At 61.0% G+C, this 25,174-nt stretch carries 26 protein-coding genes and 1 other RNA gene; 11 read left to right on the forward strand and 16 right to left on the reverse strand.

Going from position 1 to position 25,174, the window contains the following annotated elements:
* Positions 1-532: 532 nt before the first annotated feature.
* The 5 genes from MRY17_RS24900 to MRY17_RS24920 are packed head-to-tail and all read right to left on the reverse strand — an operon-like array spanning position 533 to position 5,321.
* Positions 533-1,750: a 2-octaprenyl-3-methyl-6-methoxy-1,4-benzoquinol hydroxylase gene (locus MRY17_RS24900; protein ID WP_191956247.1), complete on the reverse strand. Its 1,218-nt coding sequence runs from the start codon at positions 1,748-1,750 to the stop codon at positions 533-535.
* 8 nt (positions 1,751-1,758) lie between these two features.
* Positions 1,759-2,244 carry a DUF4442 domain-containing protein gene (locus MRY17_RS24905; protein ID WP_065887025.1) on the reverse strand — a complete coding sequence of 162 codons (486 nt, stop codon included), beginning with the start codon at positions 2,242-2,244 and terminating at the stop codon, positions 1,759-1,761.
* On the reverse strand, positions 2,237-3,424 hold the full coding sequence (ubiH, locus tag MRY17_RS24910; RefSeq protein WP_243353022.1) for a 2-octaprenyl-6-methoxyphenyl hydroxylase: 1,188 nt from the start codon (positions 3,422-3,424) through the stop codon (positions 2,237-2,239). Before ubiH ends, MRY17_RS24905 begins: the two co-directional genes overlap by 8 nt.
* Positions 3,421-4,743, reverse strand: a complete 1,323-nt coding sequence (pepP, locus tag MRY17_RS24915) for a Xaa-Pro aminopeptidase (protein ID WP_181284246.1) — start codon at positions 4,741-4,743, stop codon at positions 3,421-3,423. Before pepP ends, ubiH begins: the two co-directional genes overlap by 4 nt.
* A gap of 20 nt (positions 4,744-4,763) precedes the next feature.
* The gene (locus MRY17_RS24920) at positions 4,764-5,321 is read right to left on the reverse strand and encodes a YecA family protein (RefSeq protein ID WP_181284247.1); all 558 of its coding nucleotides are present in this window, start codon (positions 5,319-5,321) and stop codon (positions 4,764-4,766) included.
* A gap of 139 nt (positions 5,322-5,460) precedes the next feature.
* Between MRY17_RS24920 and MRY17_RS24925 the strand changes: the two genes are divergently transcribed.
* From MRY17_RS24925 to MRY17_RS24940, 4 genes are all read left to right on the forward strand, one after another.
* A complete protein-coding gene (locus MRY17_RS24925) occupies positions 5,461-5,670 on the forward strand; it encodes a TIGR02449 family protein (protein ID WP_003177365.1) in 210 nt (69 codons plus the stop codon).
* The gene (locus MRY17_RS24930) at positions 5,667-5,984 is read left to right on the forward strand and encodes a cell division protein ZapA (RefSeq protein ID WP_057723387.1); all 318 of its coding nucleotides are present in this window, start codon (positions 5,667-5,669) and stop codon (positions 5,982-5,984) included. Before MRY17_RS24925 ends, MRY17_RS24930 begins: the two co-directional genes overlap by 4 nt.
* A 30-nt stretch (positions 5,985-6,014) precedes the next feature.
* A non-coding RNA gene (gene ssrS, locus MRY17_RS24935) (6S RNA) lies at positions 6,015-6,193 on the forward strand.
* A gap of 58 nt (positions 6,194-6,251) precedes the next feature.
* Positions 6,252-6,881 (forward strand): 5-formyltetrahydrofolate cyclo-ligase, encoded by a 630-nt coding sequence (locus tag MRY17_RS24940; protein WP_181284252.1) that lies wholly within the window; start codon positions 6,252-6,254, stop codon positions 6,879-6,881.
* A gap of 7 nt (positions 6,882-6,888) precedes the next feature.
* On the opposite strand, the gene MRY17_RS24945 is transcribed toward MRY17_RS24940, so the two are convergent.
* A complete protein-coding gene (locus MRY17_RS24945) occupies positions 6,889-7,035 on the reverse strand; it encodes a hypothetical protein (protein WP_015886446.1) in 147 nt (48 codons plus the stop codon).
* Positions 7,036-7,229: 194 nt separating this feature from the next.
* Here MRY17_RS24945 and MRY17_RS24950 point away from each other — a divergent pair, with 194 nt between their 5' ends.
* On the forward strand, positions 7,230-7,679 hold the full coding sequence (locus tag MRY17_RS24950; protein WP_191956207.1) for an EVE domain-containing protein: 450 nt from the start codon (positions 7,230-7,232) through the stop codon (positions 7,677-7,679).
* Positions 7,680-7,685: 6 nt separating this feature from the next.
* Here MRY17_RS24950 and MRY17_RS24955 read toward each other — a convergent pair whose 3' ends face one another.
* Complete coding sequence (locus MRY17_RS24955) at positions 7,686-8,093, reverse strand: flagellar basal body-associated protein FliL (RefSeq protein WP_191952540.1); 408 nt, start codon at positions 8,091-8,093, stop codon at positions 7,686-7,688.
* A 150-nt stretch (positions 8,094-8,243) separates the two neighbouring features.
* Here MRY17_RS24955 and MRY17_RS24960 point away from each other — a divergent pair, with 150 nt between their 5' ends.
* Together MRY17_RS24960 and glpT are read left to right on the forward strand one after the other, a co-directional pair.
* Positions 8,244-9,221 (forward strand): NADPH:quinone oxidoreductase family protein, encoded by a 978-nt coding sequence (locus tag MRY17_RS24960; protein ID WP_191956206.1) that lies wholly within the window; start codon positions 8,244-8,246, stop codon positions 9,219-9,221.
* A gap of 274 nt (positions 9,222-9,495) precedes the next feature.
* On the forward strand, positions 9,496-10,833 hold the full coding sequence (gene glpT, locus MRY17_RS24965; protein ID WP_122485128.1) for a glycerol-3-phosphate transporter: 1,338 nt from the start codon (positions 9,496-9,498) through the stop codon (positions 10,831-10,833).
* On the opposite strand, the gene MRY17_RS24970 is transcribed toward glpT, so the two are convergent.
* From MRY17_RS24970 to MRY17_RS25000, 7 genes are all read right to left on the reverse strand, one after another.
* Positions 10,830-11,483 (reverse strand): gamma-glutamylcyclotransferase, encoded by a 654-nt coding sequence (locus MRY17_RS24970; protein WP_057723381.1) that lies wholly within the window; start codon positions 11,481-11,483, stop codon positions 10,830-10,832. The two genes, glpT and MRY17_RS24970, sit on opposite strands and share 4 nt — an antisense overlap.
* 306 nt (positions 11,484-11,789) lie before the next feature.
* On the reverse strand, positions 11,790-12,758 hold the full coding sequence (locus MRY17_RS24975) for a CDP-6-deoxy-delta-3,4-glucoseen reductase (protein WP_243353023.1): 969 nt from the start codon (positions 12,756-12,758) through the stop codon (positions 11,790-11,792).
* A complete protein-coding gene (gene ubiD, locus MRY17_RS24980; protein WP_191956204.1) occupies positions 12,758-14,224 on the reverse strand; it encodes a 4-hydroxy-3-polyprenylbenzoate decarboxylase in 1,467 nt (488 codons plus the stop codon). The genes MRY17_RS24975 and ubiD overlap by 1 nt, the downstream gene beginning before the upstream one ends.
* A gap of 59 nt (positions 14,225-14,283) precedes the next feature.
* On the reverse strand, positions 14,284-16,266 hold the full coding sequence (locus MRY17_RS24985) for an acyltransferase family protein (protein WP_191956203.1): 1,983 nt from the start codon (positions 16,264-16,266) through the stop codon (positions 14,284-14,286).
* Positions 16,267-16,423: 157 nt separating this feature from the next.
* Positions 16,424-17,683, reverse strand: coding sequence for a transcription termination factor Rho (rho, locus tag MRY17_RS24990; protein WP_003176825.1), 1,260 nt, complete (start codon positions 17,681-17,683; stop codon positions 16,424-16,426).
* Positions 17,684-17,917: 234 nt separating this feature from the next.
* Positions 17,918-18,247: a thioredoxin TrxA gene (gene trxA, locus MRY17_RS24995; RefSeq protein ID WP_181283513.1), complete on the reverse strand. Its 330-nt coding sequence runs from the start codon at positions 18,245-18,247 to the stop codon at positions 17,918-17,920.
* A gap of 120 nt (positions 18,248-18,367) precedes the next feature.
* The gene (locus tag MRY17_RS25000) at positions 18,368-19,063 is read right to left on the reverse strand and encodes a FadR/GntR family transcriptional regulator (RefSeq protein ID WP_181283512.1); all 696 of its coding nucleotides are present in this window, start codon (positions 19,061-19,063) and stop codon (positions 18,368-18,370) included.
* A 255-nt stretch (positions 19,064-19,318) separates the two neighbouring features.
* Between MRY17_RS25000 and MRY17_RS25005 the strand changes: the two genes are divergently transcribed.
* The 4 genes from MRY17_RS25005 to MRY17_RS25020 are packed head-to-tail and all read left to right on the forward strand — an operon-like array spanning position 19,319 to position 22,158.
* Positions 19,319-20,104 (forward strand): transporter substrate-binding domain-containing protein, encoded by a 786-nt coding sequence (locus MRY17_RS25005; RefSeq protein WP_181283511.1) that lies wholly within the window; start codon positions 19,319-19,321, stop codon positions 20,102-20,104.
* Between the two features lie 14 nt (positions 20,105-20,118).
* A complete protein-coding gene (locus MRY17_RS25010; protein WP_181283510.1) occupies positions 20,119-20,787 on the forward strand; it encodes an amino acid ABC transporter permease in 669 nt (222 codons plus the stop codon).
* A complete protein-coding gene (locus MRY17_RS25015) occupies positions 20,784-21,434 on the forward strand; it encodes an amino acid ABC transporter permease (protein ID WP_181283509.1) in 651 nt (216 codons plus the stop codon). Before MRY17_RS25010 ends, MRY17_RS25015 begins: the two co-directional genes overlap by 4 nt.
* Positions 21,421-22,158: an amino acid ABC transporter ATP-binding protein gene (locus MRY17_RS25020; RefSeq protein WP_181283508.1), complete on the forward strand. Its 738-nt coding sequence runs from the start codon at positions 21,421-21,423 to the stop codon at positions 22,156-22,158. Before MRY17_RS25015 ends, MRY17_RS25020 begins: the two co-directional genes overlap by 14 nt.
* Here MRY17_RS25020 and MRY17_RS25025 read toward each other — a convergent pair.
* Together MRY17_RS25025 and MRY17_RS25030 are read right to left on the reverse strand one after the other, a co-directional pair.
* Positions 22,130-22,678: a hypothetical protein gene (locus tag MRY17_RS25025; protein WP_181283507.1), complete on the reverse strand. Its 549-nt coding sequence runs from the start codon at positions 22,676-22,678 to the stop codon at positions 22,130-22,132. The two genes, MRY17_RS25020 and MRY17_RS25025, sit on opposite strands and share 29 nt — an antisense overlap.
* Positions 22,668-25,169, reverse strand: coding sequence for a fimbria/pilus outer membrane usher protein (locus MRY17_RS25030; protein WP_181283506.1), 2,502 nt, complete (start codon positions 25,167-25,169; stop codon positions 22,668-22,670). The genes MRY17_RS25025 and MRY17_RS25030 overlap by 11 nt, the downstream gene beginning before the upstream one ends.
* Between the last annotated feature and the right edge of the window lie 5 nt (positions 25,170-25,174).

Consider the following 25,174-nt stretch of genomic DNA (forward strand, 5'->3'; position numbering starts at 1 on the left):
GTCTCTCATTTGCAAAAAGAGCGCAAATGATAAGGACTCACATTTGGTAACGCTTGGTGGAGGCGTTACCAGATGTTGCACGGTTGGAGAGAGGCGTGAGGACTGATGGCCTCCGGGCATAGATCTCTACACAACGCTGTAGCACCCAACGCTAACCACGATGCGCAGCGAGTAGCTCTTGATCTTGATCTTAGGCGCCCCGTTAAACCACGCTGGCCGAACGCAGGCTTGAATCCGTGGGTAACCCGGCAGGACGCAGGGTTAGCAGCACTGGGCCAGGGATGGCCCATTGCGGCGGCCCACGGATTCAAGCCTGCGTTCGGGCACACCGAGCCTGAGCGAGGTGCCGAGTGGTGGGGCAAGAGCCCTTTGGTTACTTTGGGGCTTTTTCCAAAGTGACCCGCCGTCAGGGCGGAACCCCAAGTGGCCGTTACCTAAATAATGGATATGTACTCGGTCTGATCCAAGATACTGGCCAGCCAAGAGGCCGCCATCGGGGGCAAGCCCCCTCCCACAGGGGGTTGCACCTCGGTTACAGTTTGGCGAGGTCCGGGAGGTCGCCGGTCAGGCCCAAGGCCTGGCGTATAAACACTGCCTTGGCTTCGGGCATCTGGTCGACGATCTTCAGCCCGGCATTGCGCAACCAGCGCAGCGGCAGTTGATCGGCCTGAAACAGGCGCTCGAAGCCTTCCATGGCCGCCATCAGCGCCAGGTTATGCGGCATGCGCCGGCGTTCGTAGCGGCTCAGCACCTTCACATCCGCCAGGCGTTCGCCACGTTCGCTGGCCGCCAGCAGCACTTCGGCCAGCACCGCAGCGTCCAGAAAACCCAGGTTTACGCCCTGTCCCGCCAAGGGATGGATGACGTGGGCCGCATCGCCAATCAACACCAGGCCCTCGGCCACGTAGCGCTTGGCGTGGCGCTGACGCAACGGCACGCAGACGCGCGGATCGGCGCTGATCACGCTGCCGAGGCGTCCTTCAAAGGCACGCTCCAGCTCACGGCAGAAGCGCTCATCATCCAGGGCCATCAGGCGCTCGGACTCCGCCGGCGTGGTCGACCATACAATCGAGCACCAATCCTCCTGCCCATCACGCACCAGCGGCAAGAATGCCAGCGGGCCCGTGTCGGTGAAGCGTTGCCACGCCGTGCGCTGGTGCGGCTGGCTGCTGCGCACGCTGGTCACGATGGCGTTGTGCAGGTAATCCCATTCACGGGTGGGGGTGCCGGTCAGGCGGCGTACTGCGGAGTTGGCGCCGTCGGCGGCGACCACCAGCGGCGCGCGCAGCTTGCGCCCATCGGCCAGGGTCAGCAGCCAGTCATCGCCGGAACGGCGCATCTGCTCCAGGCGCGCATTGGCCAGCAGCCCCAGGTCGCAATCATGCAGGCGCTCCAGCAAGGCGTCCTGGACCACGCGGTTTTCGACGATATGCCCCAGCACGTCGGCATGCACGCTGGCCGCCGAGAAGTGGATCTGCCCGGTGCCGCTGCCGTCCCACACTTGCATCTGGCCATAGGGGCTGGCGCGGCGCTCGACGATGCCATCCCACACGCCGAGGCGCTCCAGAATGCGCTGGCTGGCGGCGGACAGCGCACTCACTCGCGGTTCAAACGCCGCTGCCGGCTCGAACGGCTTGACGCTCAGCGGGCTGCCGTCAAGCAGCAACACCTGCAGGCCACTGCCCTGCAACGCCAGCGCCAGGGCGCTTCCGACCATTCCGGCCCCGACAATCAGCACATCTGCGTGCATGTCCATAGTCAAGCCTGTCTCGCTGGCGGCTTGCGCCGCACGTAAAGGGTTTTGTCGACCCGCGCCACCAGGGTGCCGGAGCCGTCGTGAATCTGGACCTTGAGGCGAGGCAAATATTTCTCGCCATCGGCGGTCTGTCGACGCACCTCATCGAGCAAGGCGTCGTCGATGGAAAACTCGGCATACACCGGGCCTTTGCCCGGCGAGATGAAGTCGATGCTGGCGGCCTTGTCCCACACAATGTAATCGCGGCCCAGGTTCTCCATCAGCATCAGCATGTAGAACGGGTCGACCATCGAATAAAGACTGCCGCCGAACTGGGTGCCCACATAGTTGCGGTTATACCAGCCCAGGCCCATGCGCACCTTGACGTGACGAAAGTCGGCGCTCATCTGTTGCACGCTGACCCCGGCGCCCAGGTACGGAGGATAGAGCGTCATCACCCAGCGCAGCAGCCGCGCCTTGCCCAGGCGCTGGATCAGCCACTTACGCATCGGAGCGTGTACCCAGGCCCATGGCCTGACGGGCGAACCAGCGCTTGGCCGGCGGCAGCAGGTCCAGGCCGAGCAGGCCCAGGTTGCGCCCCAGCGCAACCAACGGTTGCCCGCTGCCGAACAGGCGCGTGACCTGGTCGGAGAAACCCACGGTCAGTTGCTGGTCCAGGCGCTGGCGCTCGCGGTAGCGCTGCAGTGTCGCCAGGTCGCCCGGCACGGCAGGCCCGGCCAGCAAGGCTTCGGCCAGGGCATTGGCATCGCGCAACGACAGGTTGAAGCCCTGCCCGGCGATCGGGTGCAGGCTGTGCGCCGCATTGCCGAGGACCACCAGGTGCGAGCGTACTTGTTCTTCCGCTTCCACCAGGGTCAGCGGATAGAGATGCCGCGCGCCTACTTGCTTCAGGGTGCCCAGTCGGTAGCCGAACACGCTCTGCAATTCGCTGAGGAAACTGCGCTCGTCAAGATTGGCCAGACGCTGAGCGTCCATGCCCATGCGGGTCCAGACCAACGCGCAGCGGTTGTCGGGCAGCGGCAGCAAGGCCATCGGGCCTTCATCGGTGAAGCGCTCGAACGCTTCGCCGTTATGGGCTTCGCTCGGGGTGATATTGGCGATCAGCGCGCTCTGGTTATACGGGCGCGTCTTGACGCCGATGCCCAGTTGTTCGCGCAGGGCCGAGCGGCCGCCGTCGGCCAGTACCGCGAGGTCGCACTCCAGCACCGTTTCGTCGTTGAGGGTCAGGCGGTAGCCATCAGGCAGCGGCTCCATGCGCATGACTTCCGCAGGACAGCGCCAACTGACCACGTCTTTATCCAGGCCCTGCCAAAGGCATTGGCCCAGCCAGGCGTTTTCCACCACGTAACCCAGGGCCGGCACGCCCTCTTCCATGGCCGACAGACGCGCGGTGGAGAAACGTCCACGGTCGGACACATGGATTTGCTTGATCGGCTCGGCGCGACGGGAAATGTCCTGCCACAGGCCCAGGCGCTGATAGATCTGCCGGGCACCAAACGACAGCGCCGAAGAACGTGCGTCGTAGCTCGGCTGATAACTGTCACCGGGCGCGAAGGGTTCGATCAGTGCGATTTTCCAGCCTCGCGCCTTGGCCCCGGCCTGCAACGCCAGTGCCAGGCTGGCGCCCACCAGGCCACCGCCGATGATCGCCAGGTTGACCCGGCTCATCGGGCAGCCGCCATCAGCGCTTCGATCTCGGCCACCGTCTTGGGCACCGCACCGGTCAGAATCTCACAGCCTTGCTTGGTCACTATCACGTCGTCCTCGATGCGTACGCCAATGCCACGCCACTTCTTCGCTACGTTCTGGTTATCCGGTGAAATATAGATCCCCGGCTCCACGGTCAAGGCCATGCCGACTTCCAGCACGCGCCATTCACCGCCGACTTTGTATTCGCCCACATCATGCACATCCATGCCCAGCCAGTGGCCGGCGCGGTGCATGTAAAAGGCGCGGTAGGCTTCGCTGGCGATCAGTTCGTCAACGTCGCCTTGCAGCAACCCCAGCTTGACCAGCCCGGCGGTGATGACCTGCACGGTTGCCTCATGCGCCTGGTTCCAGTGCTTGTTCGGCGCGATCTGCGCGAAGGCGGCTTCCTGGGAAGCCAGCACAATCTCGTAGATCGCTTTTTGTTCGGGCGAGAACTTGCCGTTGACCGGCCAGGTGCGGGTGATGTCACTGGCGTAGCAGTCGATCTCGCAACCGGCGTCGATCAATACCAGGTCACCGTCCTTGAGCAGCGCGTCATTCTGCTGGTAATGCAGGATGCAGCTATTGCGCCCGGCCGCCACAATGGAGCCATAAGCCGGCATTTTCGCGCCGCCCTTGCGGAACTCGTAATCCAGCTCGGCCTCCAGGCTGAACTCATGCAGACCGGCACGGCTGGCCTGCATCGCGCGCACATGGGCAGCGCAGGAAATCCGCGCGGCTTCGCGCATCACCTTGACTTCCGCTGCCGATTTATACAGGCGCATATCATGCAGCAGGTGATCCAGGGCAACGAATTCGTTCGGCGGCTGGGCGCCCAGGTGCGCTTTGGAGCGGATCACATTGATCCACTCCATCACATGCCGGTCGAATTCGGCGTTGCTGCCCATGGCCGAATACACCCGGTCGCGGCCTTCAATCAGGCCGGGCAGGATGTCATCGATATCGGTAATGGGAAACGCGTCGTCAGCGCCAAAATCGCGGATCGCGCCTTCGGTGCCGGCGCGCAGGCCGTCCCACAACTCACGCTCGGCGTTGCGTTCGCGACAGAACAGCACGTACTCGCCATGCTGGCGACCGGGCATCAGCACGATCACCGCCTGCGGTTCAGGGAAGCCGCTCAGGTACTGGAAATCGCTGTCCTGGCGGTAGACATGTTCCACATCACGGTTGCGGATCGCCACGGCGGCGGCCGGCAGGATCGCGATGCTGTTGGGTTCCATCTGCGCCATGAGCGCCTTGCGGCGACGGGTGTATTCCGCTTTGGGGATATGGATCATGGGCAGACGGGCTTCCTTTTTCAGTGCAGCGACGGCTTGGGCGCCGCAGGTTCAGCGGACTTCCTGGTCTCGGTGAACAACAGTAGTGGCGCGACGCGCAGGTATTCCATGACTTCCATGTAATCGCCTTCGCCGTCTTCAGATTCTTCCAGGGCGTCTTGCACCTGGGAGATGGCTGCCAGGTCCTGCAACACTTCCTTGGCGTCGGTGCTCAGTTCCAGGCCGCCGGCGTTCACGCCGAAACCGTGGAGGAAACCCTGGCACCATTGGCCCAGCGCAGCGGCGCGCTCGGCAAGCGGCGCATCGTCGGTGGGCAGCAGCAGGACCACGGTGACGTCATCACCGGTCAGCTCGCCCTTGACCATCTCTTGCAGGCCGATCAGCGCGTTACGCACGTTGTCGGTCGGTTCGGTTTCCAGCAGCTCGGCCACATCGGCCAGCCAGTTGTCTGCATCAAAGCCCACGCCGGTGCAACTGCGGCCCAACAGCACGCCGTGCAGTTCGGCAGGCGAGCAAGGATGACCGCTGGTGCTCAGCAGTTTGGAAAAAGCGTCGTACGGAGAGTTCTGAATGGGCATGGTGAGCTAGGCGCCAGACGGCGCAATGTCTAGAATGGAGCGCTGTATCCTAGCACCGGCAGACGTACCAAGACTATCGAGGGCGTCAGATCGTTTATCCTGAAGTTGCCATTCATCAGACAAAATCCAGTGGAACCCAATGGAAGACACCGACCTGCAAGCGCTGATGGCCAGACTCGAACTGCTAATTGATCGGGTCGAGCAACTTAAGAGTCAAAACGGACTCCTATTAGCTCAGGAAAAGACCTGGCGCGAGGAACGCGCTCACCTCATTGAAAAAAACGAAATCGCCCGGCGTAAGGTCGAATCGATGATTTCGCGCCTGAAGGCCCTGGAGCAAGACTCATGAGTTCAAGCAATAGCGTTACCGTGCAGATCCTCGACAAAGAGTATTCGATCATCTGCCCCCAGGAAGAGCGCAGCAACCTGGTGAGCGCTGCCCGCTACCTGGACGGCAAGATGCGTGAAATCCGCAGCAGCGGCAAAGTGATCGGTGCCGACCGCATCGCCGTGATGGCCGCACTGAACATTACCCACGACCTGCTGCACAAGCAGGAGCGCCCTGACGTGCAGGCCAGCGGCTCGACCCGCGAGCAGGTGCGTGACCTGCTTGAACGCGTTGACCTGGCGCTTTCCACCGATTCGGACGCACCCAAGGGCTGATTGCCGAGTCTGTTTAAGGTATACTCGCCTCACTCCCTGGCGTGTTTGCCAGTCGGCGATGTCCCGGAGCCGATTCGCACTACCCTGGAAGTTGCACGTTGGGCTGGTGTGCATGTCCGCTAGACGGAAAGCCTTAAAGCCTACTGCTTCTTCCACCTTGAACTTTCGGGTTCAAGGGCTTAGTCGACAGCGGCTCTGCCGGGGAGCCTGAATTCCCAAACTCAATGCCAGTCCCAGGACTGGCATTGTTTTATGAGCCGAAAAGCCATGACCGAACCTGCGCCGCTTTCCCGTCCGCAACTTCGACGCATGTTGCGCAACGCCCGCCGCGCCCTGACGCCCCGCGAGCAGCGCCAGGCCGCCATTGGCCTGTATCGGCAACTGGCACAGCACCCGCTGTTTCGCCGGGCCAGACATATTTCCTTATACCTGCCGACGGACGGTGAAATCGATCCGCGCCTGCTGCTGCGCGCTGCCCAGCGCCGCGGCAAGGCCACCTACCTGCCAGTACTGAGTGCGTGGCCGCGTACCAAGATGGTGTTCCAGCGCGTGCGACCTGGGGATAAGTTGTTGCCCAACCGCTTTCGCATTCTCGAACCTCGGGCCGATGCCCACCGCCAACGCAAAGTGTGGGCGCTGGACCTGGTGCTGCTGCCGCTGGTGGGGTTCGATAATGAAGGTGGGCGATTGGGCATGGGTGGCGGATTCTATGACCGCAGCCTGGCCTATCTCGCCCGGCGTAAAAGTTGGCGCAAGCCTACGCTGCTGGGGCTGGCCCATGCATGTCAGCAGGTTGATCGCTTGGCGCAGGCGAGTTGGGACGTGCCGCTGGCGGGCACTGTCACCGATAAGCAATGGTATGTGGCAGAAACGTCGCTGGGACCAGCGACGCTTTAAAGTCGTGTCAACGCTTGAATTGCTGCTGCACAGGCGAGAGTTCAACCGGTGCATCGGTCTTGTTCGACCACAGGCTCTGGGCATAACCGGTGGTCACAACACCCAGACCAAACAAAATAACCAATATCCATAGTAAATCCGGTTTACGTTGCATCGATTGCCCCCCTTCAGGCATCTCGTACACGATGACAACAACGTTCCAAAGTAGTCCGTTGCAACTGCGCCAAGCTTGAAGCCCGGCATTCTGCGGTAACGTGAACCAACACGCAAACCTTGACGCCAACCGACTGTCGGTTTGTCACGGGATTGCCCGACAACTTGCCCAATGCCTTTTTCAGGAGCGCAAAAATGGCCTACTGGCTGATGAAATCCGAGCCCGACGAACTCTCGATCAAAGGCCTGGAGAAGCTCGGTGAAGCCCGCTGGGATGGGGTGCGCAATTACCAGGCGCGCAACTTTTTGCGGGCCATGGCGGGGGGCGACGAATTCTTCTTCTACCATTCCAGCTGTCCCGAGCCGGGCATTGCCGGCATCGGCAAAATCGTCGAGGCCGCCTATCCTGACCCGACCGCGCTGGCGCCAGAAAGCCACTATTTCGATGCCAAAGCCACGCCGGAGAAAAACCCGTGGAGCGCAATCGACGTCGCGCACGTGCAGACATTTCCCAGGGTACTGGGCCTGGGTTATCTGAAACAGCAGGCCGCGCTGGCCGAACTGCCGTTGGTGCAAAAAGGCAGCCGGCTTTCGGTGATGCCGGTCACTGCCGAACAGTGGACGGCGGTCATGGGTTTGCGTTGAGGGGCGTTACTGAATGATCAGGTTGTTGAACAACAGGTCTTCTACCACCGGCTTGCCGGTCTCATCGCTCATCACTTGCTGCGTCTGCTTCAACGCTTCCTGACGCAGCTTTTCCTTGCCTTCAACACTGCTCATGGTCTCGTTGGTCTGCTGGGTAAACAGTGCCACCAGTTGGTTGCGGATCAACGGATCGTTGGCCTTGACCAACTTTGCCGCTTCTTCGCCGGTCACGCGCAGAGCGATGTCGGCCTTGAATACCTTGAGTTTTGCCGTGCCATCCAGGCCATAGTTACCCACAAACGGCGGCGTCAGGCTGATATAGCTGACCTTCGGCGCCTCGCCCTCTTTGGCCTCTTCGGCCTGGGCGGCCATCGGCAAGGTCAGGGCCAGCATCAACAGGATCCACGCTTTCACAGTTCATTCCTCGAATTCGGTTGCCCAGTAGCATAACGCTAGCAAGGCTGAGCACAAGCTTATGGGGGCTTATCAGGCGCGGGCATGCTCGTTGACCCACGGGCGTACCCTCCTACACTTATCGGCCACGATGCCAAAAGGAATAGTCCGATGAAAGCTGTGCTGTGCAAAGCCTTCGGCCCCGCCGAAACCCTGGTGCTGGAAGAGATCGCCGGCCCCGCGATCAAGAAGAACGAAATCCTGCTGGACGTGCACGCAGCCGGGGTGAATTTCCCCGACACCCTGATCATCGAGGGCAAATACCAGTTCAAACCGCCCTTCCCGTTTTCGCCGGGTGGCGAAGCGGCGGGCGTGGTGAGTGAGGTCGGGGAAAAGGTCAGCCACTTGAAGGTCGGTGATCGCGTGATGGCCCTGACCGGCTGGGGCAGCTTTGCCGAGCAGGTAGCGGTGCCGGGCTATAACGTGCTGCCGATCCCGCCAAGCATGGACTTCACCACCGCCGCCGCCTTCAGCATGACCTACGGCACCTCGATGCACGCGCTGAAACAGCGGGCCAACCTGCAACCCGGCGAAACCCTGCTGGTGCTCGGCGCTTCCGGTGGCGTGGGCCTGGCCGCCGTTGAAATCGGCAAGGCCATGGGCGCCCGGGTGATCGCCGCCGCCAGCAGCGCCGACAAACTCGCGGTGGCCAAGGCCGCCGGCGCCGATGAGTTGATCAATTACAGCGAAGCCAACTTCAAGGATGAGGTCAAGCGCCTCACCGACGGCAATGGCGCCGACGTGATCTACGACCCGGTCGGTGGCGACCTGTTTGACCAGGCGATCCGCTCGATCGCCTGGAACGGCCGTCTGTTGGTGGTGGGGTTTGCCAGCGGACGCATTCCTGAATTGCCGGTGAACCTGGCACTGCTCAAGGGCGCGGCGGTGGTGGGCGTATTCTGGGGTTCGTTTGCCCAGCGTCAGCCGCAGGACAATGCGGCGAACTTTCAGCAGTTGTTCACCTGGTACGGCGAGGGCAAGTTGAAGCCGTTGGTATCGCAGGTGTATCCGCTGGAGCAGGCGGCCCAGGCGATCAATGATCTGGGGCAGCGCAAGGCGGTGGGTAAGGTTGTGGTGCAAATCCGCTGACCGAAGTGGAATGCAGCCCAAATGTGGGAGGGGGCTTGCCCCCGATAGCAGTGGGTCAGCCAGGAATGACTAACCTGATACACCGCCATCGGGGGCAAGCCCCCTCCCACATTTGATCCTCAACGACCCCCACTTACTTATTTGCGACATGTTCATAAGAGAACATGCAATTGCTCCCATTTCCTGTGTGTGCGGATAAGAGGCGATGCTATTTTCGGTAACGAAACTGTAACATTCGCATCCGCAGTCAAAACAAGAAATTTGGAGCTCTTGAATGTTTGCTTTCTTTCGCCCTGCCGCACACCAGGCGCCCCTGCCTGAAGAAAAAATAGACAGCACCTACCGACGCCTGCGCTGGCAGATCTTCGCCGGTATTTTCTTCGGTTATGCCGGCTATTACCTGCTGCGCAAAAACTTCTCCCTGGCCATGCCCTACCTGATCGACGAGGGCTACACCCGTGGTGAACTGGGCCTGGCAATGTCGGCCATCGCGATTGCCTACGGCCTGTCCAAGTTCCTCATGGGCCTGGTGTCCGACCGCTCCAACCCGCGCTACTTCCTGCCCTTCGGCCTGCTGGTGTCAGCGGGGGTGATGTTCATTTTCGGTTTCGCGCCCTGGGCGACGTCCAGCGTGACCATGATGTTCATTTTGCTGTTCATCAACGGCTGGGCCCAGGGCATGGGGTGGCCGCCAAGTGGGCGGACCATGGTGCACTGGTGGTCGCAGAAGGAACGCGGCGGCGTGGTCTCGGTGTGGAACGTGGCGCACAACGTCGGCGGCGGCCTGATCGGTCCGCTGTTCCTGCTGGGCATGGCCTGGTTCAATGACTGGCATGCAGCCTTCTACGTACCGGCCACGGTGGCGCTGGCCGTGGCGGCGTTTGCCTTCATGACCATGCGCGACACCCCGCAATCGGTTGGCCTGCCGCCGATCGAGAAGTACAAGAACGACTATCCGGAAGGCTACGACGCCAGCCACGAAGACGAATTCAGCGCCAAGGAAATCTTCGTCAAGTACGTGCTGCGTAACAAAATGCTGTGGTACATCGCGTTTGCCAACGTGTTCGTCTACCTGCTGCGCTACGGTGTACTGGACTGGGCACCGACCTACCTCAAGGAAGCCAAGCACTTCACCGTCGACAAGTCGTCCTGGGCATATTTCTTCTACGAGTGGGCAGGTATCCCGGGCACGCTGCTGTGCGGCTGGATGTCGGACAAGATCTTCCGTGGCAATCGCGGCCTGACCGGCATCGTGTTCATGGCGCTGGTGACCGTGGCGACCCTGGTTTACTGGCTCAACCCGCCGGGCAACCCGATGGTCGACATGATCGCGCTGGTCTCCATCGGCTTCTTGATCTACGGCCCGGTGATGTTGATCGGCCTGCAGGCACTGGAATTGGCACCGAAGAAAGCCGCCGGTACCGCCGCGGGCTTCACCGGCCTGTTCGGCTACCTGGGCGGTTCGGTAGCGGCGAGCGCGGCGATGGGCTACACCGTGGACCACTTCGGCTGGGACGGTGGTTTCGTGCTGCTGATTGGCGCGTGCGTATTGGCGATCGCCTTCCTGATCCCGACGCTGTGGCACACCAACAGCGTCAGCTCGGCGCGTTAGCTACCTGAGCAATCCTTTGCACAACGCTTGAGCCGCGCCTCCAGGTTCTTATCTGGCATGGCGTGGCTACGCAGGGCGTTGACGGTCTGCTCGACATAATCGCGAGTGGTGCCGTAACGTCCGCAAGCGCTTTGCAGCACGTGGTTCAGCACGATATCGGGCAAGTTGCCAGCATAGCTGGGCAAGTGTCGCTCCAGCACAAATCCCAACGCCTGCACCTGACTGCCATCTTCCAGGCGGCAACTGAGCCAGTGCGGCTTGTAGGAGGGGTAAGGCATTTCGCGTTGCCATAATGCATACAGCGAAGCCTCCAACTGATCTTCCGGCAAGCGATAAGCAAACCCGCTGCACGAACCGCCCCGATCCAGCCCGAATACAAGGCCCGGCAACTCCGGCGTACCCCGATGCTCGTGGGACCACAGGTACAGGCCCCGGTGATAACCGTGAACCCGCGCGCGCACCCGCTCGCTCGACGAACATTCAGGACGCCAGATCAGCGAACCATAGGCAAACAGCCAGACCGGCCCACCCTTATGCCTGGCCATGGTGGCCTGCATGGAGCTCATTAATTGTTCGTGAGTGAGTTGCGGCCCAAGATCGAGCCGCGGAGGGTAAGCCAACTGCAAAAGATCGGTTTCAATGGCGGTCATGGCGAAAAGCGTTGCGCCTCCTGTGTGCTACCCGTTGTAAGCGACTTTACCGTAATAAAACGCGCCGCTGTAACCGTACGGCGAAAAATGCTGTAGGCAAGGTTGCCGCCGCTGCCGGCGTGGGCATTGACTTTCTCGGGGTATTGTTGGTGTTCAACGCTGCGACGGTAACGACTGGTCTACGATTCTGAGCGGGCACAAATCCATGTGGGAGGGGGCTTGCCCCCGATAGCGGCGGATCAGTCACCGACGAATTGACTGACGCTCTGCTATCGGGGGCAAGCCCCCTCCCACATTTCGATCACTTCAGGGCCGGGGGGCGTAGGCAAATACGTCGGCGCGCATCTGGTGCGCATCCATGCCGGCGTCGACCAACGCATCGAGCGTGCCGTAGATCATCGCCGGCGACCCGCTGGCGTACACATGCACGGCCTTGAGGTCGGTAATGTCTTCGCACACCGCTTCATGCAGCAACCCGCAGCGCCCTTCCCAACCGCACAGGTCACTGACGACTTTGTGCAGGAACAGGTTGGGCAGTTGCCGCCACTGATCCCAGTGCTCAATCTCGTAGAAGTCTTCCGGGCGACGCACGCCCCAATACAGGTGCACAGGGTGCTTGAAGCCGGAAGCCCGGCAATGCTCGATCAGGCTGTGCATCTGGGCCATGCCGGTGCCGGCGGCGATCAGCACCAGCGGCCCATCAGGCAACTGAGCCAGGTGGGTGTCACCGAACGGCAATTCAATACGCGCCATCCGGTTGCGCTGGAGCTGGTCCAACAGGTTGCGTGCGCTGTCTTCACGGGCCAGTACGTGCAGTTCCAGCTCGCGCCCGGCGTGAGGCGCCGACGCCAGGGAAAACGCCGACTTCTCGCCGTTCTCACGCTCGATCATCAGGTATTGCCCGGCGTGGTAACGCACCGCCTTGCCTGCCGGGGCGAGCAGGCGCACGCGCCACACATCGCCGCCGACTTCCACGCATTCGCTCAATTGGCATGACAATTTGCGCAACGGCAATTCTCCCGGCGCCAGCACGCCATCCCACAACACGATGCAATCTTCCAACGGCTCCGCGATGCAGGTGTAGAACTCACCATGATCACGCACCTCACCGCCCTGCTGCACCCGGCCCTCCACCAGCAGCGCCGCACACACGTGGCACACGCCGTTGCGGCAGGCCTGGGGGCATTCGTAGCCCAGGCGGCGTGCGCCGTCGAGGATGCGTTCGCCAGGGTTCAGTTCCAGTACCGCGCCGGAAGGTTGCAGGGTTACACGCATCAATCTATTCCCAAGTCTTTCCAGATGGCATCGACGCGAGCAGTCACGGCGTCATCCTTGATGATTACCCGGCCCCACTCGCGGGTGGTTTCACCCGGCCATTTGTGGGTGGCATCCAGGCCCATTTTCGAACCCAGGCCCGACACCGGCGAAGCGAAGTCGAGGTAGTCGATCGGCGTGTTGTCGATCATTACCGTGTCGCGCTTGGGGTCCATGCGCGTGGTAATGGCCCAGATCACGTCGTTCCAGTCGCGGGCATTGATATCGTCGTCGGTGACGATAACGAACTTGGTGTACATGAACTGTCGTAAAAACGACCACACACCCAGCATTACCCGCTTGGCATGGCCTGGGTACGACTTCTTCATGGTGACGATGGCCATGCGGTACGAGCAGCCTTCCGGCGGCAGGTAGAAGTCGGTGATTTCCGGGAACTGCTTTTGCAGGATCGGCACGAACACTTCGTTCAGCGCCACGCCAAGGATAGCCGGCTCGTCCGGTGGGCGACCGGTGTAGGTGCTGTGGTAGATCGGTTTGATCCGATGGGTGATGCGCTCGACGGTGAACACCGGGAAACTGTCGACTTCGTTGTAGTAACCGGTGTGGTCGCCGTAAGGCCCTTCATCGGCCATTTCACCGGGATGAATCACACCTTCCAGGATGATTTCGGCAGTGGCCGGCACTTGCAGGTCGTTGCCGCGGCACTTCACCAGTTCGGTTCGGTTACCGCGCAGCAGACCAGCGAAGGCGTACTCAGACAGGCTGTCCGGCACTGGCGTGACAGCGCCGAGGATGGTGGCCGGGTCGGCGCCAAGTGCCACGGAGACCGGGAATGGCTGGCCAGGGTGCTTTTCACACCACTCGCGAAAATCCAGGGCGCCGCCACGGTGGCTCAGCCAACGCATGATCACCTTGTTGCGGCCGATCACTTGCTGGCGATAGATGCCGAGGTTCTGGCGATCCTTGTTCGGCCCCTTGGTGACGGTCAGGCCCCAGGTGATCAGCGGGCCGACATCGCCGGGCCAGCAGGTCTGCACGGGGAGCATGGCCAGGTCGACATCATCGCCCTCGATGACCACTTCCTGGCATACCGCGTCCTTGACCACCTTGGGTGCCATGGCAATGATCTTGCGGAAGATCGGCAGCTTCGACCAGGCATCCTTCAAGCCTTTGGGCGGCTCGGGCTCCTTGAGGAAGGCCAGCAGCTTGCCGATCTCGCGCAGCTCGCTGACCGCCTCGGCGCCCATGCCAAAGGCAACGCGCTCGGGGGTACCGAACAGGTTGCCGAGTACCGGGATGTCGTAGCCGGTCGGGTTCTCGAACAACAGCGCCGGGCCCTTGTTACGCAAGGTACGGTCGCAAATCTCAGTCATTTCCAGTACCGGTGAAATCGGCATCTGGATACGTTTCAACTCTCCGCGCTGCTCAAGTTGCTGCACGAAATCCCGAAGATCCTTGAATTTCATTAACCATGCCACCCGTAAAATAGGCGTACATCCTACCTGCTCTCGAGGCGGCTGGCAGCTTAATTGGCCGTCAGCCCCCGTGACTGCAACGAACTGAACAGCGGTTCCAGAAACGCCTCGATATGCCGCGCGCCCACTTCAGACAAGTGGTTATCGTCGGTGTAAAGCGCGCGCCCGTTGAGTTCGACCCGGCACAAGCCATCGGCGCCGCACAGCAAAGGCGCCGGGTCCAGCACCGCGACGCCGCTGTCGGCGGCCGCCAGCTCGTCGAACAACTGGCTGATAAATGCCTGGCGCTTTATATGTTTGGCTACATCGAGACCTTCGCCGTTAAACGGTCTGTGCATCATCGCCAGGCGACTGAGGCGGTAAGGCACGATGATCTCCTGCAGCGGCACCTCCTTGACCAGCCAGACCTTGTGCCCCGCCGCGCGAAGCGCCTGGATACGCTCGCGCATTCCCTGGGCAAAGCGTTGTTCAGCCACAGCCTGCACGTACTCGCCGGTGCTGGGGTCTTTGAGCGCATGCTCTTTGTCACCCGACATTTGCCCGTAGACATACAGGCTCCAACGCGCCGCCAACACCACATCGCTGATTTTTTTCTCGGCCATCGCTTTTTCGACGCGATGGTTGAAATGCGCACACCGGGAAATGTTCTCGAGGCCATCCAAGGGGATACAGCCCGCAAAGCTGGCCTCGATCACGCTGATATCATGGCGATCAGCGCCTTCCTTGAGCGCCGGGATCAATGCGGTGGCGTGACTGTCGCCCCATACCAGTGCGGAGACCGACTGACTTTTCGGACCGAAATGGCAGAACAACCGCTCATCGGGCGTGTCCTTGTCAGCCATGCACGCCATCAGCTCCGGGCTCCACTTCTTTGCCTGCGCGAAAATCAACGCCTGCTCAGACAAGCGCGACGGCACGCCGTCGAATTCACGGATCGCCAAGCCAGTGAAGCCAAGCCCCAGAATGCCGACCACGGCTGAGGCAAGAATCGCCTTACGCGAGGCCAGCAAGCGTTTTTCCCGAAACGGCGTTTCTACGAAGCGCCAGGACAGGTAGCCCAGCACCAGCGAAAGCAGCATCAGCCCGGCCAGTTCCGGGGCGCTCAAGCCATCTACCGCGGCATAGTTGGCGTACACGAACACCGGCCAGTGCCACAGGTACCAGGAATAGGAAATCAGCCCGATACCGACCATCACCCGCGTGCTCAACAGGCGCCCGACCCAGGTGTATTGCTGCCCGTTGGCCCAGATCAACCCGACCACGCCCAGCACCGGCAATAGCGCGGCCGGGCCGGGGAACGGGGTTTTCGCGTCGTAACCGAATACCGCGATCAGGATCAGTGCCATGGAGGCCAGGCTGACCCCCTGGGCCAGGGCAGGCGAAGCGCGCCATTGATATTTGGGCAGCACCGCCAGCATCGCACCGGCCAGCAATTCCCAGGCACGCAGGTGCAGCAGGAAGAAAGCTTTTTGCGGCTCATGCTCAACCGCCCAGACGCTCATGCCAAACGAGCCCAGCAGCACCGCGAACAGCGCCAGGCGCCAGTGCTTCAGGTGAGCTGAAAGCAGCGTGAGCAACAGGGGAAAGAAAATGTAGAACTGCTCTTCTACCGCCAGCGACCACGTGTGCAGCAAGGGCTTGATGTCAGAAGCTGCATCGAAGTAGCCATGCTGGCGCGAGAATAATAGATTGGAAGTAAAGGTCACCTGATAGTGCGCGGACCGCCCCAACTCTTCGTAGTCCTTGGGCGCCAGCAGAAACCAGCCCACCACGAGCGTGGCCGCAATCATCACGAACAGCGCCGGCAGGATACGCCGGGCGCGCCGGGCCCAGAAGTCGATGAAACTGAAGCGCCCGGCCTGACGCTCACGCCAAATAATGGAAGTGATCAGAAAGCCGGAAATGACGAAGAACACATCAACGCCGACGAAACCGCCGGTAATACCAGGAACGCCGAAGTGAAACAATACGACTGCGAGGACAGCGATGGCACGCAGGCCGTCGATGTCCCTGCGGTAAGCAAGAGTGGTCATAAGGATTGTGGTCAGTCTGTGACGAAAGGAGTGAGCGTAGTCGCGCGTACAATTTTTGTTACTTAACGGACACTTATGCCATAAAACGCGATGAATCTCGACGCAAAAAAAATGGCGCCCCATCGGGACGCCATTTTTTCGGACCTGAAACGCGGTATTACTTGCGCTTCATCGACAGGAAGAACTCGTCGTTGGTCTTGGTGGTTTTCAGCTTGTCGATCAGGAACTCGATGGCGGCCACTTCGTCCATCGGGTGCAGCAGCTTGCGCAGGATCCACATGCGCTGCAGTTCGTCGTCGGCGGTCAGCAACTCTTCACGGCGCGTACCGGAACGGTTGATGTTGATGGCCGGGAACACACGCTTTTCCGCGATACGACGGTCCAGGGGCAGTTCCATGTTGCCGGTACCCTTGAACTCTTCGTAGATCACTTCGTCCATCTTCGAGCCGGTTTCAACCAGCGCGGTAGCGATAATGGTCAGCGAGCCGCCTTCTTCGATGTTGCGCGCGGCGCCGAAGAAACGCTTTGGCTTCTCCAGTGCGTGGGCATCGACACCACCGGTCAGTACCTTGCCGGAGCTCGGGATCACGGTGTTGTAGGCACGGGCCAGACGGGTGATGGAGTCGAGCAGGATCACCACGTCTTTCTTGTGTTCGACCAGGCGCTTGGCCTTCTCGATCACCATTTCGGCAACCTGCACGTGGCGGGTTGGCGGCTCATCGAACGTCGAGGCAACCACTTCGCCGCGCACGGTGCGCTGCATTTCGGTCACTTCTTCCGGACGCTCATCGATCAGCAGCACGATCAGGTGAACTTCAGGATTGTTACGCGCGATGTTGGCTGCAATGTTCTGCAGCATGATCGTTTTACCGGCTTTCGGCGGTGCGACGATCAGGCCACGCTGGCCCTTGCCGATCGGGGCGCACAGGTCGATCACACGACCGGTCAAGTCTTCGGTGGAGCCGTTGCCGGCTTCCATCTTCATGCGCACGGTCGGGAACAGCGGGGTCAGGTTCTCGAAGAGAATCTTGTTTTTCGCGTTCTCGGGACGATCGAAGTTGATCGTGTCGACCTTGAGCAGGGCGAAATAACGCTCGCCTTCCTTCGGTGGTCGGATCTTGCCAACGATGGTGTCGCCGGTGCGCAAGTTGAAGCGACGGATCTGGCTCGGCGAGACGTAGATATCGTCTGGGCCGGCAAGATAGGAAGCGTCTGCGGAGCGGAGGAAGCCGAAGCCGTCCTGGAGAATCTCCAGCACGCCATCACCGGAGATTTCCTCGCCGCTTTTCGCGTGCTTCTTGAGCAGGGAGAAAATCACGTCCTGCTTGCGCGAACGGGCCATATTTTCTATGCCCATTTCTTCGGCCAGTTGGAGCAGGTCGGTAATCGGCTTTTGCTTGAGTTCAGTCAGATTCATATAGGAATGACGTAATCATTTATGGAGGGGGGAAATTAAGCTTTTGGCTTAATGAGGCCGCGCCGCAGAGAAGGCGACAGGATCGCGTACTAATCGAAAAGGAATGCGTCGGCGACGGCTTGCAGGGGGCAGTGGAGAAACCAGTGCGGGGCCGAATGTACCACCTGAATTTCGGAGCGTCTAGCCCTGTTTTACGAAAAAGCCCCGAGATTTTCGGGGCTTTTTTGACAACGCTTAGATGTTGGCGTCGAGGAAAGCTTGCAGCTGGGACTTCGACAGCGCGCCCACTTTAGTGGCTTCGACGTTGCCGTTCTTGAACAGCATCAACGTTGGAATACCACGCACGCCGTGCTTGGCCGGGGTTTCCTGGTTTTCATCGATGTTCAGCTTGGCAATGGTCAACTTGCCTTCGTAAGTGGTTGCAATGTCGTCCAGGACCGGAGCGATCATTTTGCAAGGGCCGCACCATTCAGCCCAGTAGTCAACCAGTACCGGGCTAGCAGCCTTGAGTACTTCGGCCTCAAAGGTCGCGTCGGTGACGTGCTTGATAAGATCGTTGCTCATGGATGTCTCCGGATTGTAAGCAAAAAAAACGTTGCCCATCATAGCCGCCCTTCCCCCGTTCAGGAAGCCGCCTCTGATTGAGTGTTGCTATGGCCGTGCATGACTTTGGGTATCGCCCGCTTACGGGGAGACGGGTGTGACGAAGGCAATGCCCGTGCGCAACGCCGCATTACGTACATGTTCCTGCATGGTTTTCTGCGCTGCCGCACTGGCGCGCCGGGCCAGGGCGCGCAGGATCTTGCGATGTTCCTGCCAGGTTTCCAGGGCGCGTTCCGGCCGGATGAACGGTAGTTTCTGGCTTTCCAGGAAGACCTCGGCGCTGGCGCTTAGAATACTCAGCATCGCCTGGTTGCCGCTGGCCAGCAGGATGCGCCGGTGGAACTCGAAGTCGAGCCGCGCGGCGGTTTCAAAGTCACCGGCCTTGAGCACCTTGCGCATGGCCTCGACATTGTCTTGGAGGCTGTCGAGCTCGTCGGTGGTCAATGTGACCGCCGCCAGACCGGCTGCGAACCCCTCAAGAGCGTAACGCAGCTGGAAGATGTCCAGCGGCGTGGCCTGCGCCGCAAACGGCCAGGCGAGTTCGGACGGAGGGTCCGGCGCCTGCACGAACACGCCCTTGCCCGGCTGCACACTGACCACACCCAGGGCGCTCAAGGACGATAACGCTTCGCGCAACGACGCCCGGCTCACGCCCAGCCGCACCGCTAAATCGCGTTGAGAGGGTAATGCATCCCCCGGCCCGAAGCCCTGCTCCTTAATCAGCTTGCGGATGGCCTGCAGGGCCGCCTCCGGTACGGCTTGGGCGATGGAATTCATGCAAAACTCACGGTTGAAGTCAACGGAGTGGCCAGTTGTAAAGCTATTCACGTCTGTCGGCAAGCCACGCCCCAAAGGGGCTCGCACGTTTTTCACGGCGCTCGAAAAGGGTGCGAAAAGCTCAGGCACTGTTCAGACCAGTAAGACCAACCCATCTCAATGCTTGCGTGCCTTGCAGACCATTCCGAGAGGGCTGGCATGGGCTATGCACTGAGCAAACCCAGAAAATTCCTTCGCCCTTCTCGGAGAGTTGCCATGACCAAGCGCTACAGCGCCCTGCTCACTGCCCTGTTTGCCAGCCTGATGCTGAGCCAGGCACCCGCCCAGGCCAACGGTCTGGACGATATCGTCGCCCGTGGCACCCTCAAGGTTGCTGTGCCGCAGGACTTCCCGCCATTCGGGTCGGTGGGACCTGACATGAAGCCCCGCGGCCTGGACATCGACACCGCCAAGCTGTTGGCCGACCAACTCAACGTCAAGCTGGAATTGACCCCGGTCAACAGCACCAACCGCATCCCGTTCCTCACCACTGGCAAGGTGGACCTGGTGATCTCCAGCCTGGGCAAGAACCCCGAGCGCGAAAAGGTCATTGACTTCTCCAGGGCCTATGCACCGTTCTACCTCGCCGTATTCGGCCCGCCTGACGCAGCGGTCAGCAGCACCGACGACCTCAAAGGCAAGACCATCAGCGTGACCCGTGGCGCCATTGAGGACATCGCGCTGACGGCTGTCGCGCCCAAAGAGGCGACCATCAAGCGCTTTGAAGACAACAATTCGACCATCGCCGCCTACCTGGCCGGCCAGGTCGACCTGATCGCCAGCGGCAACGTGGTGATGGTGGCGATCAGCGAACGCAACCCCAAGCGCGTGCCTGCGCTGAAAGTGAAGCTCAAGGACTCGCCGGTGTACGTCGGCGTGAACAAGAACGAGCCGGCGTTGCTGGAGAAGGTCAACCAGATTCTGGTCGCGGCCAAGGCTGACGGCAGCCTGGAAAAGAACGCGCTGCAATGGCTCAAAGAACCCTTGCCTGCCGACCTCTAAGCCGGAGTTGATCCATGGCGTATCAATTTGACTTTGTGCCGGTGCTGGCCAACACCGACCTGCTGCTGCGCGGCGCGCTGTTCACCCTTGAGCTGACGGCCATCGGTGCCATTCTCGGCGTGGCCCTGGGTACCGTTGGGGCCGTGGTGCGGGCGTGGAAGATCCAGCCGTTCGCCTGGTTTTTCGGGGTGTATGTCGAGCTGATCCGCAACACGCCGTTCCTGGTGCAGTTGTTCTTCATTTTCTTCGGCCTGCCGTCCCTGGGGCTGAAGATCACGGAGTGGCAAGCCGCTGTGCTGGCGATGGTGATCAACCTGGGCGCCTATTCCACCGAGATCATTCGTGCCGGCATCCAGGCTATCCCGAAAGGACAATTGGAAGCCGCCGCCGCGCTGGCGATGACGCGCTTCGAAGCGTTCCGTCACGTGGTGGTGCTGCCGGCACTGGGCAAGGTGTGGCCGGCCTTGAGCAGCCAGATCATCATCGTGATGCTCGGCTCGGCGGTGTGCTCGCAGATCGCCACCGAGGAGCTGAGCTTTGCCGCCAATTTCATTCAGTCGCGCAACTTCCGCGCCTTTGAAACCTATGCCCTGACCACCCTGGTTTACCTGTGCATGGCGTTGATGATTCGTCAGTTGCTCAACTGGATCGGCCGCCGCTTTGTGATGAGGAACAGTCGATGAGTGATTTTTCCTTCTGGGACATCGTGCGCAACCTGCTAACCGGCCTGCAATGGACGCTGTTGCTGTCGCTGGTGGCGTTTGTCGGCGGAGGCCTGATCGGTTTGCTGGTGATGATCCTGCGCATCAGCAACAAGGCCTTCGCGCGCAATCTCGCACGTACCTATATCGAACTGTTCCAGGGCACGCCGCTGCTGATGCAGTTGTTCCTGGTGTTCTTCGGCGTTGCCCTGCTCGGTGTGGATATTTCGCCGTGGTTGGCGGCGGCCATCGCCCTGACCCTGTTTACCAGCGCCTACCTCGCCGAGATCTGGCGCGGCTGCGTTGACTCCATTGCCCACGGGCAGTGGGAGGCGTCGGCCAGCCTGGCGCTCAACCCCCTTGAGCAACTGCGCTACGTAATCCTGCCCCAGGCCCTGCGCATTGCCGTGGCGCCAACCGTAGGGTTTTCGGTGCAGGTGGTCAAAGGCACCGCCGTGACCTCGATCATCGGCTTTACCGAGCTGACCAAGACCGGCGGCATGCTCGCCAACGCCACTTTCGAACCCTTCATGGTCTACGGCCTGGTGGCCCTCGGTTACTTCCTGCTCTGCTACCCCTTGTCCCTCAGTGCGCGCTACCTGGAAAGGAGACTGCATGCCTCTGCTTAGAATTTCCGCCCTGCATAAATATTACGGCGATCACCACGTGCTCAAGGGCATTGACCTGACCGTTGAAGAAGGCCAGGTCGTGGCGATCATCGGCCGCAGTGGCTCGGGTAAATCCACGTTGCTGCGTACCCTCAATGGCCTGGAGTCGATCAACGATGGCGTGATCGAAGTCGATGGCGAATACCTCGACGCCGCCCGCGCCGACCTGCGCAGCCTGCGGCAGAAGGTCGGAATGGTGTTCCAGCAGTTCAACCTGTTCCCGCACCTGACCGTCGGCGAGAATGTGATGCTCGCCCCGCAAGTGGTGCAGAAAGTGCCCAAGACCAAGGCTGCGCAACTGGCCAGGCAGATGCTGGAGCGGGTCGGCCTGGGGGAAAAGTTCGACGCTTTCCCGGATCGGCTGTCCGGTGGTCAGCAACAACGTGTCGCCATTGCCCGCGCTCTGGCCATGTCGCCCAAGGTACTGCTGTGCGACGAAATCACCTCGGCCCTGGACCCGGAACTGGTCAATGAAGTGCTCAGCGTGGTGCGTCAACTGGCCAAGGACGGCATGACCCTGATCATGGTGACCCACGAAATGCGCTTCGCCCGCGAAGTCGGTGACAAGCTTGTGTTCATGCACCAGGGCAAGGTGCATGAAGTGGGCGATCCCAAGGTGCTGTTTGCCAACCCGCAAACGCCGGAGCTCGCCAACTTCATCGGTTCGGTGGAACAGCCGGGCTGACCAGTTCAAAACTACCCTGCCCTTCCAGCAGCGTCTGGCTGCGTACTTGCAGGGCGTCGGCGGGCAGGTCGGTGTCGATATCGACCTGGGCCGTCAAGCGTTGGCCTGTCACCGGTACTCCTGCGGCACGGGCCACCAGGACCTGTCCCGGCAACAACTGCCCACCGGTGCCGCCATCTGGCTGGCTCATCATTGCCCACTCGACAACACGCCCGTCCACCTGTGCATGCTTGAGGCTCAAACGCAGTCGCCCCTGCTGGCCAAAGCGGAACGCTTGCCCATCGGCGGTGCCGATGAACCGCAGCGCCATTGCCGATGGCTCGATACACAGAACGTTGAGCTGCAGCGTGCGCGTGCCGAGCCTCACCGTGGCGCTTTCGGCCAGCGCCTCCCTGCGTATGACTCCGTAGTCGATACGCGGTTGGCTCAATGACAATCGGCAGTTGTCGGCTCGCGCCCCCTGAGCCAGCAGCACCGTACAGAACAATGCGAAACCGATGCCTTTATGCTTACCGACCATGACACACCGCCGCGGTTGTTTCGAAGAACTTGTCATTATCAGGCTGGCCCCCGGGTGAAATGTTAAGCAGGCAACTGGCAGAGTCCGGCAATAAAACCTTCAGGTCTTGCAAGTCGTTCACGTCATTGAGAAAGATCATGCCTTCGCCCACTACGCTGGTCAGAAAACGATCACCCTTGCCGAACACCGCAGCCCCCTGAGGCAGCGGTCGACCCTGATCATCAGTGGTGTTGACCAGCATGCGGCGCACTTTCACCACATCGAACGCCACGGTGTTGACGGAGCCACGCCCCGCCGCGAGCACCCGCGTGCCGTTCTTCAAATCAACGCGCTTTGGCAAGGACTGGGTTTGCACTTCGATATGGCTGTTGGTGTAGGCAGGCAAGCTTGGAAGCACGGCCTGGCCGGTGAAGTCGGTCCACACCGGACCTTGCGGGGTGTCGATTTTTGCAGCACCTATGTCGCCCACCGACGCAATACCAAAAGTGTCCTGCACCGTGTAAGGCGAGAAGGTAACCCCACCTTCGTGAGCGACCACGCCGCCCTGCAATTGCCCGGTATAACTGGTGCCCAGTGGGTCGCGACTGACGCCCAGACCGACCTGGGTGTAGCGCGGCGTGAGATCCACCTGACCGCGCATCGACTGCTCCTTTGCACTGAGGTCGCGCTCGACACCCACTTCGTAATTCACATATTCATTGACCCGTTGGTTGAGCGCCGTACCGGTACGGGATTGCCCGCCACGGCGGCTGATATAGCTGCTCACGCGCCGATCACCGCCCAGGGGCACGCTGACTTGCAACCGCAACGACACGTCATCTTCGCGGACGGTGTCACGCCGGTTCCTATCCCGCGTGGCGTCGCGGCGGGCCTGGGTGCTGCCTACCTGCGAATCGGCAATCAACGCGACATCGGCATAGCGGAACGACTTGTTCCATGACGCAAATACGTGTTCACTCGACTGCCCATCAAATTGAGCGCCCCGGGTATAGCCCAGGGAGAACGCACCCAGGGTCGGGTCGACCCATGTCACGCCCGCCGTATATTGATTCTTGAAGCGCGACTCCAGCACGTCAGCTTTAATCGGGCGGCCGGCCTCAGTCACCTCGCGATAGCCGCGCGTCTGGCTGGTGGCGCTGAGGTTGACATCGATGCTGGCGGAGACCGGGCTGCTTACGGATACGCTACTGCGGGAACCGGATACCGCATTACGGCTGTCGCGGGACAGGTTATGGCGCGCGCCCACCGACACTCGCTGGAAAAATACACTGCTCAACGTGCCGCCCGCCGACCAGTACTCGTCGGTGCTCAACAAGCCCAAACCGCCAGATGAATCGCGCCCCAGGCCCCAGGTCCCGCTGCCCATGGCGACAACGGGCGAGGGGCCCTCACCCTGGGTTTCTTCACGTATCTTGCCCAGGGAAAAATAATAACCAGGCGCGGCAGGCACGGCCCCGGCGAACGAAGCCGCCGGCACTACGAAGCTACGTCTGGCCCCGCGCACATCAATCACACTGACTTCAAGGTCGCTCGTACCATTGAGCAACGGCAATCCAGTCAGCCGGAAAGGCCCCTCGGGCACCAGCGTACTGTGGATCAACACACCGGACTGACGCACCTCGATCCGCGACTGACTCTGAGCCAGGCCTTCCACCACGGCATTATTGCTGCCCGCCGGCACGCGCGACTGACCATCGGGCGAGAACTGCACACCGGACAGTTGGATGCCGCCAAACAGTGGGTTGTTGCTGGAAATCTGGCCGGCCTGGAAAGTCGACTGCAATGCGGCCATGTCCCGCTGCGCATAGGCATACAGGTGCTCGTTGTGCGTCACTCCGTTGTCGGAAACATGGACTTGGCGACTGCGAACGATCCAATCGCCCAGGTTGAAACCTGCCTCGGTATAGGCCGATACAAACCGGTTGTTCCCGCTGCGCGAATGGCTGTCGAAACCTTGCACGTCATAGTTGAACAACGCCGCCGCCCCGCCACGGGCAAAATCCCCGGCTTCCCACTGCGGTCCACGCAATGATGACGTGGGCACCACCAGCGACACCTCATCGTTGCCAGGGCGCAGCCGGACCATGGTTGTGGGGAACGCTCCCAGGAAGTCATGGCATGCCTGGTCGGCGGTGGCACCCTTGCGCACGACCCCATCAGGCTTTACCAACCCGGCTTTCTCCAGCAGTGCCGGGGTAAAACACAATTGTCCATTGGCGTCGAACTGAGCGTCCACCAACCCAAGCGGGTTGCCATTGACTTGCAACCCCACCACTTGGGTGCCCTCGCGAAAGCGCGCCGCCGTGCGGAAGTAGTCCGATACTTTCGGATCGATGCCATGCGTGGTCAACGCCGCCAGGTCGAAGCCCTCGCCCAGTTCCAAGGCAGGCACGACGCCAGGCAAACTCCAGAGTGTCGCGACACCCACGAGCAACGTGGGTCGACGGGTCCATAAAGAAGGTCCAGCTCGGTGACTCGACAGGTTTGTCATGGGTC

The organism is Pseudomonas orientalis (assembly GCF_022807995.1).
GTDB classification, from domain to species: Bacteria; Pseudomonadota; Gammaproteobacteria; order Pseudomonadales; family Pseudomonadaceae; genus Aquipseudomonas; species Aquipseudomonas orientalis_B.

What these genes read in the sequence shown, in the direction of transcription:
- pepP (WP_181284246.1), bottom strand. Translation starts at nt 4,743, where the DNA reads ATGATCCATATCCCCAAAGCGGAATACACCCGTCGCCGCAAGGCGCTC.
- MRY17_RS24940 (WP_181284252.1), top strand. Translation starts at nt 6,252, where the DNA reads ATGACCGAACCTGCGCCGCTTTCCCGTCCGCAACTTCGACGCATGTTG.
- MRY17_RS24950 (WP_191956207.1), top strand. Translation starts at nt 7,230, where the DNA reads ATGGCCTACTGGCTGATGAAATCCGAGCCCGACGAACTCTCGATCAAA.
- MRY17_RS24985 (WP_191956203.1), bottom strand. Translation starts at nt 16,266, where the DNA reads ATGACCACTCTTGCTTACCGCAGGGACATCGACGGCCTGCGTGCCATC.
- MRY17_RS25025 (WP_181283507.1), bottom strand. Translation starts at nt 22,678, where the DNA reads ATGGTCGGTAAGCATAAAGGCATCGGTTTCGCATTGTTCTGTACGGTG.
- MRY17_RS24945 (WP_015886446.1), bottom strand. Translation starts at nt 7,035, where the DNA reads ATGCAACGTAAACCGGATTTACTATGGATATTGGTTATTTTGTTTGGT.
- MRY17_RS24930 (WP_057723387.1), top strand. Translation starts at nt 5,667, where the DNA reads ATGAGTTCAAGCAATAGCGTTACCGTGCAGATCCTCGACAAAGAGTAT.
- MRY17_RS25005 (WP_181283511.1), top strand. Translation starts at nt 19,319, where the DNA reads ATGACCAAGCGCTACAGCGCCCTGCTCACTGCCCTGTTTGCCAGCCTG.
- ubiD (WP_191956204.1), bottom strand. Translation starts at nt 14,224, where the DNA reads ATGAAATTCAAGGATCTTCGGGATTTCGTGCAGCAACTTGAGCAGCGC.
- MRY17_RS24920 (WP_181284247.1), bottom strand. Translation starts at nt 5,321, where the DNA reads ATGCCCATTCAGAACTCTCCGTACGACGCTTTTTCCAAACTGCTGAGC.
- MRY17_RS24970 (WP_057723381.1), bottom strand. Translation starts at nt 11,483, where the DNA reads ATGACCGCCATTGAAACCGATCTTTTGCAGTTGGCTTACCCTCCGCGG.
- MRY17_RS25020 (WP_181283508.1), top strand. Translation starts at nt 21,421, where the DNA reads ATGCCTCTGCTTAGAATTTCCGCCCTGCATAAATATTACGGCGATCAC.
- rho (WP_003176825.1), bottom strand. Translation starts at nt 17,683, where the DNA reads ATGAATCTGACTGAACTCAAGCAAAAGCCGATTACCGACCTGCTCCAA.
- MRY17_RS24905 (WP_065887025.1), bottom strand. Translation starts at nt 2,244, where the DNA reads ATGCGTAAGTGGCTGATCCAGCGCCTGGGCAAGGCGCGGCTGCTGCGC.
- MRY17_RS25010 (WP_181283510.1), top strand. Translation starts at nt 20,119, where the DNA reads ATGGCGTATCAATTTGACTTTGTGCCGGTGCTGGCCAACACCGACCTG.
- MRY17_RS25015 (WP_181283509.1), top strand. Translation starts at nt 20,784, where the DNA reads ATGAGTGATTTTTCCTTCTGGGACATCGTGCGCAACCTGCTAACCGGC.
- MRY17_RS24925 (WP_003177365.1), top strand. Translation starts at nt 5,461, where the DNA reads ATGGAAGACACCGACCTGCAAGCGCTGATGGCCAGACTCGAACTGCTA.
- ubiH (WP_243353022.1), bottom strand. Translation starts at nt 3,424, where the DNA reads ATGAGCCGGGTCAACCTGGCGATCATCGGCGGTGGCCTGGTGGGCGCC.
- MRY17_RS25000 (WP_181283512.1), bottom strand. Translation starts at nt 19,063, where the DNA reads ATGAATTCCATCGCCCAAGCCGTACCGGAGGCGGCCCTGCAGGCCATC.
- MRY17_RS24900 (WP_191956247.1), bottom strand. Translation starts at nt 1,750, where the DNA reads ATGCACGCAGATGTGCTGATTGTCGGGGCCGGAATGGTCGGAAGCGCC.
- glpT (WP_122485128.1), top strand. Translation starts at nt 9,496, where the DNA reads ATGTTTGCTTTCTTTCGCCCTGCCGCACACCAGGCGCCCCTGCCTGAA.
- MRY17_RS24960 (WP_191956206.1), top strand. Translation starts at nt 8,244, where the DNA reads ATGAAAGCTGTGCTGTGCAAAGCCTTCGGCCCCGCCGAAACCCTGGTG.
- MRY17_RS25030 (WP_181283506.1), bottom strand. Translation starts at nt 25,169, where the DNA reads ATGACAAACCTGTCGAGTCACCGAGCTGGACCTTCTTTATGGACCCGT.
- trxA (WP_181283513.1), bottom strand. Translation starts at nt 18,247, where the DNA reads ATGAGCAACGATCTTATCAAGCACGTCACCGACGCGACCTTTGAGGCC.
- MRY17_RS24975 (WP_243353023.1), bottom strand. Translation starts at nt 12,758, where the DNA reads ATGCGTGTAACCCTGCAACCTTCCGGCGCGGTACTGGAACTGAACCCT.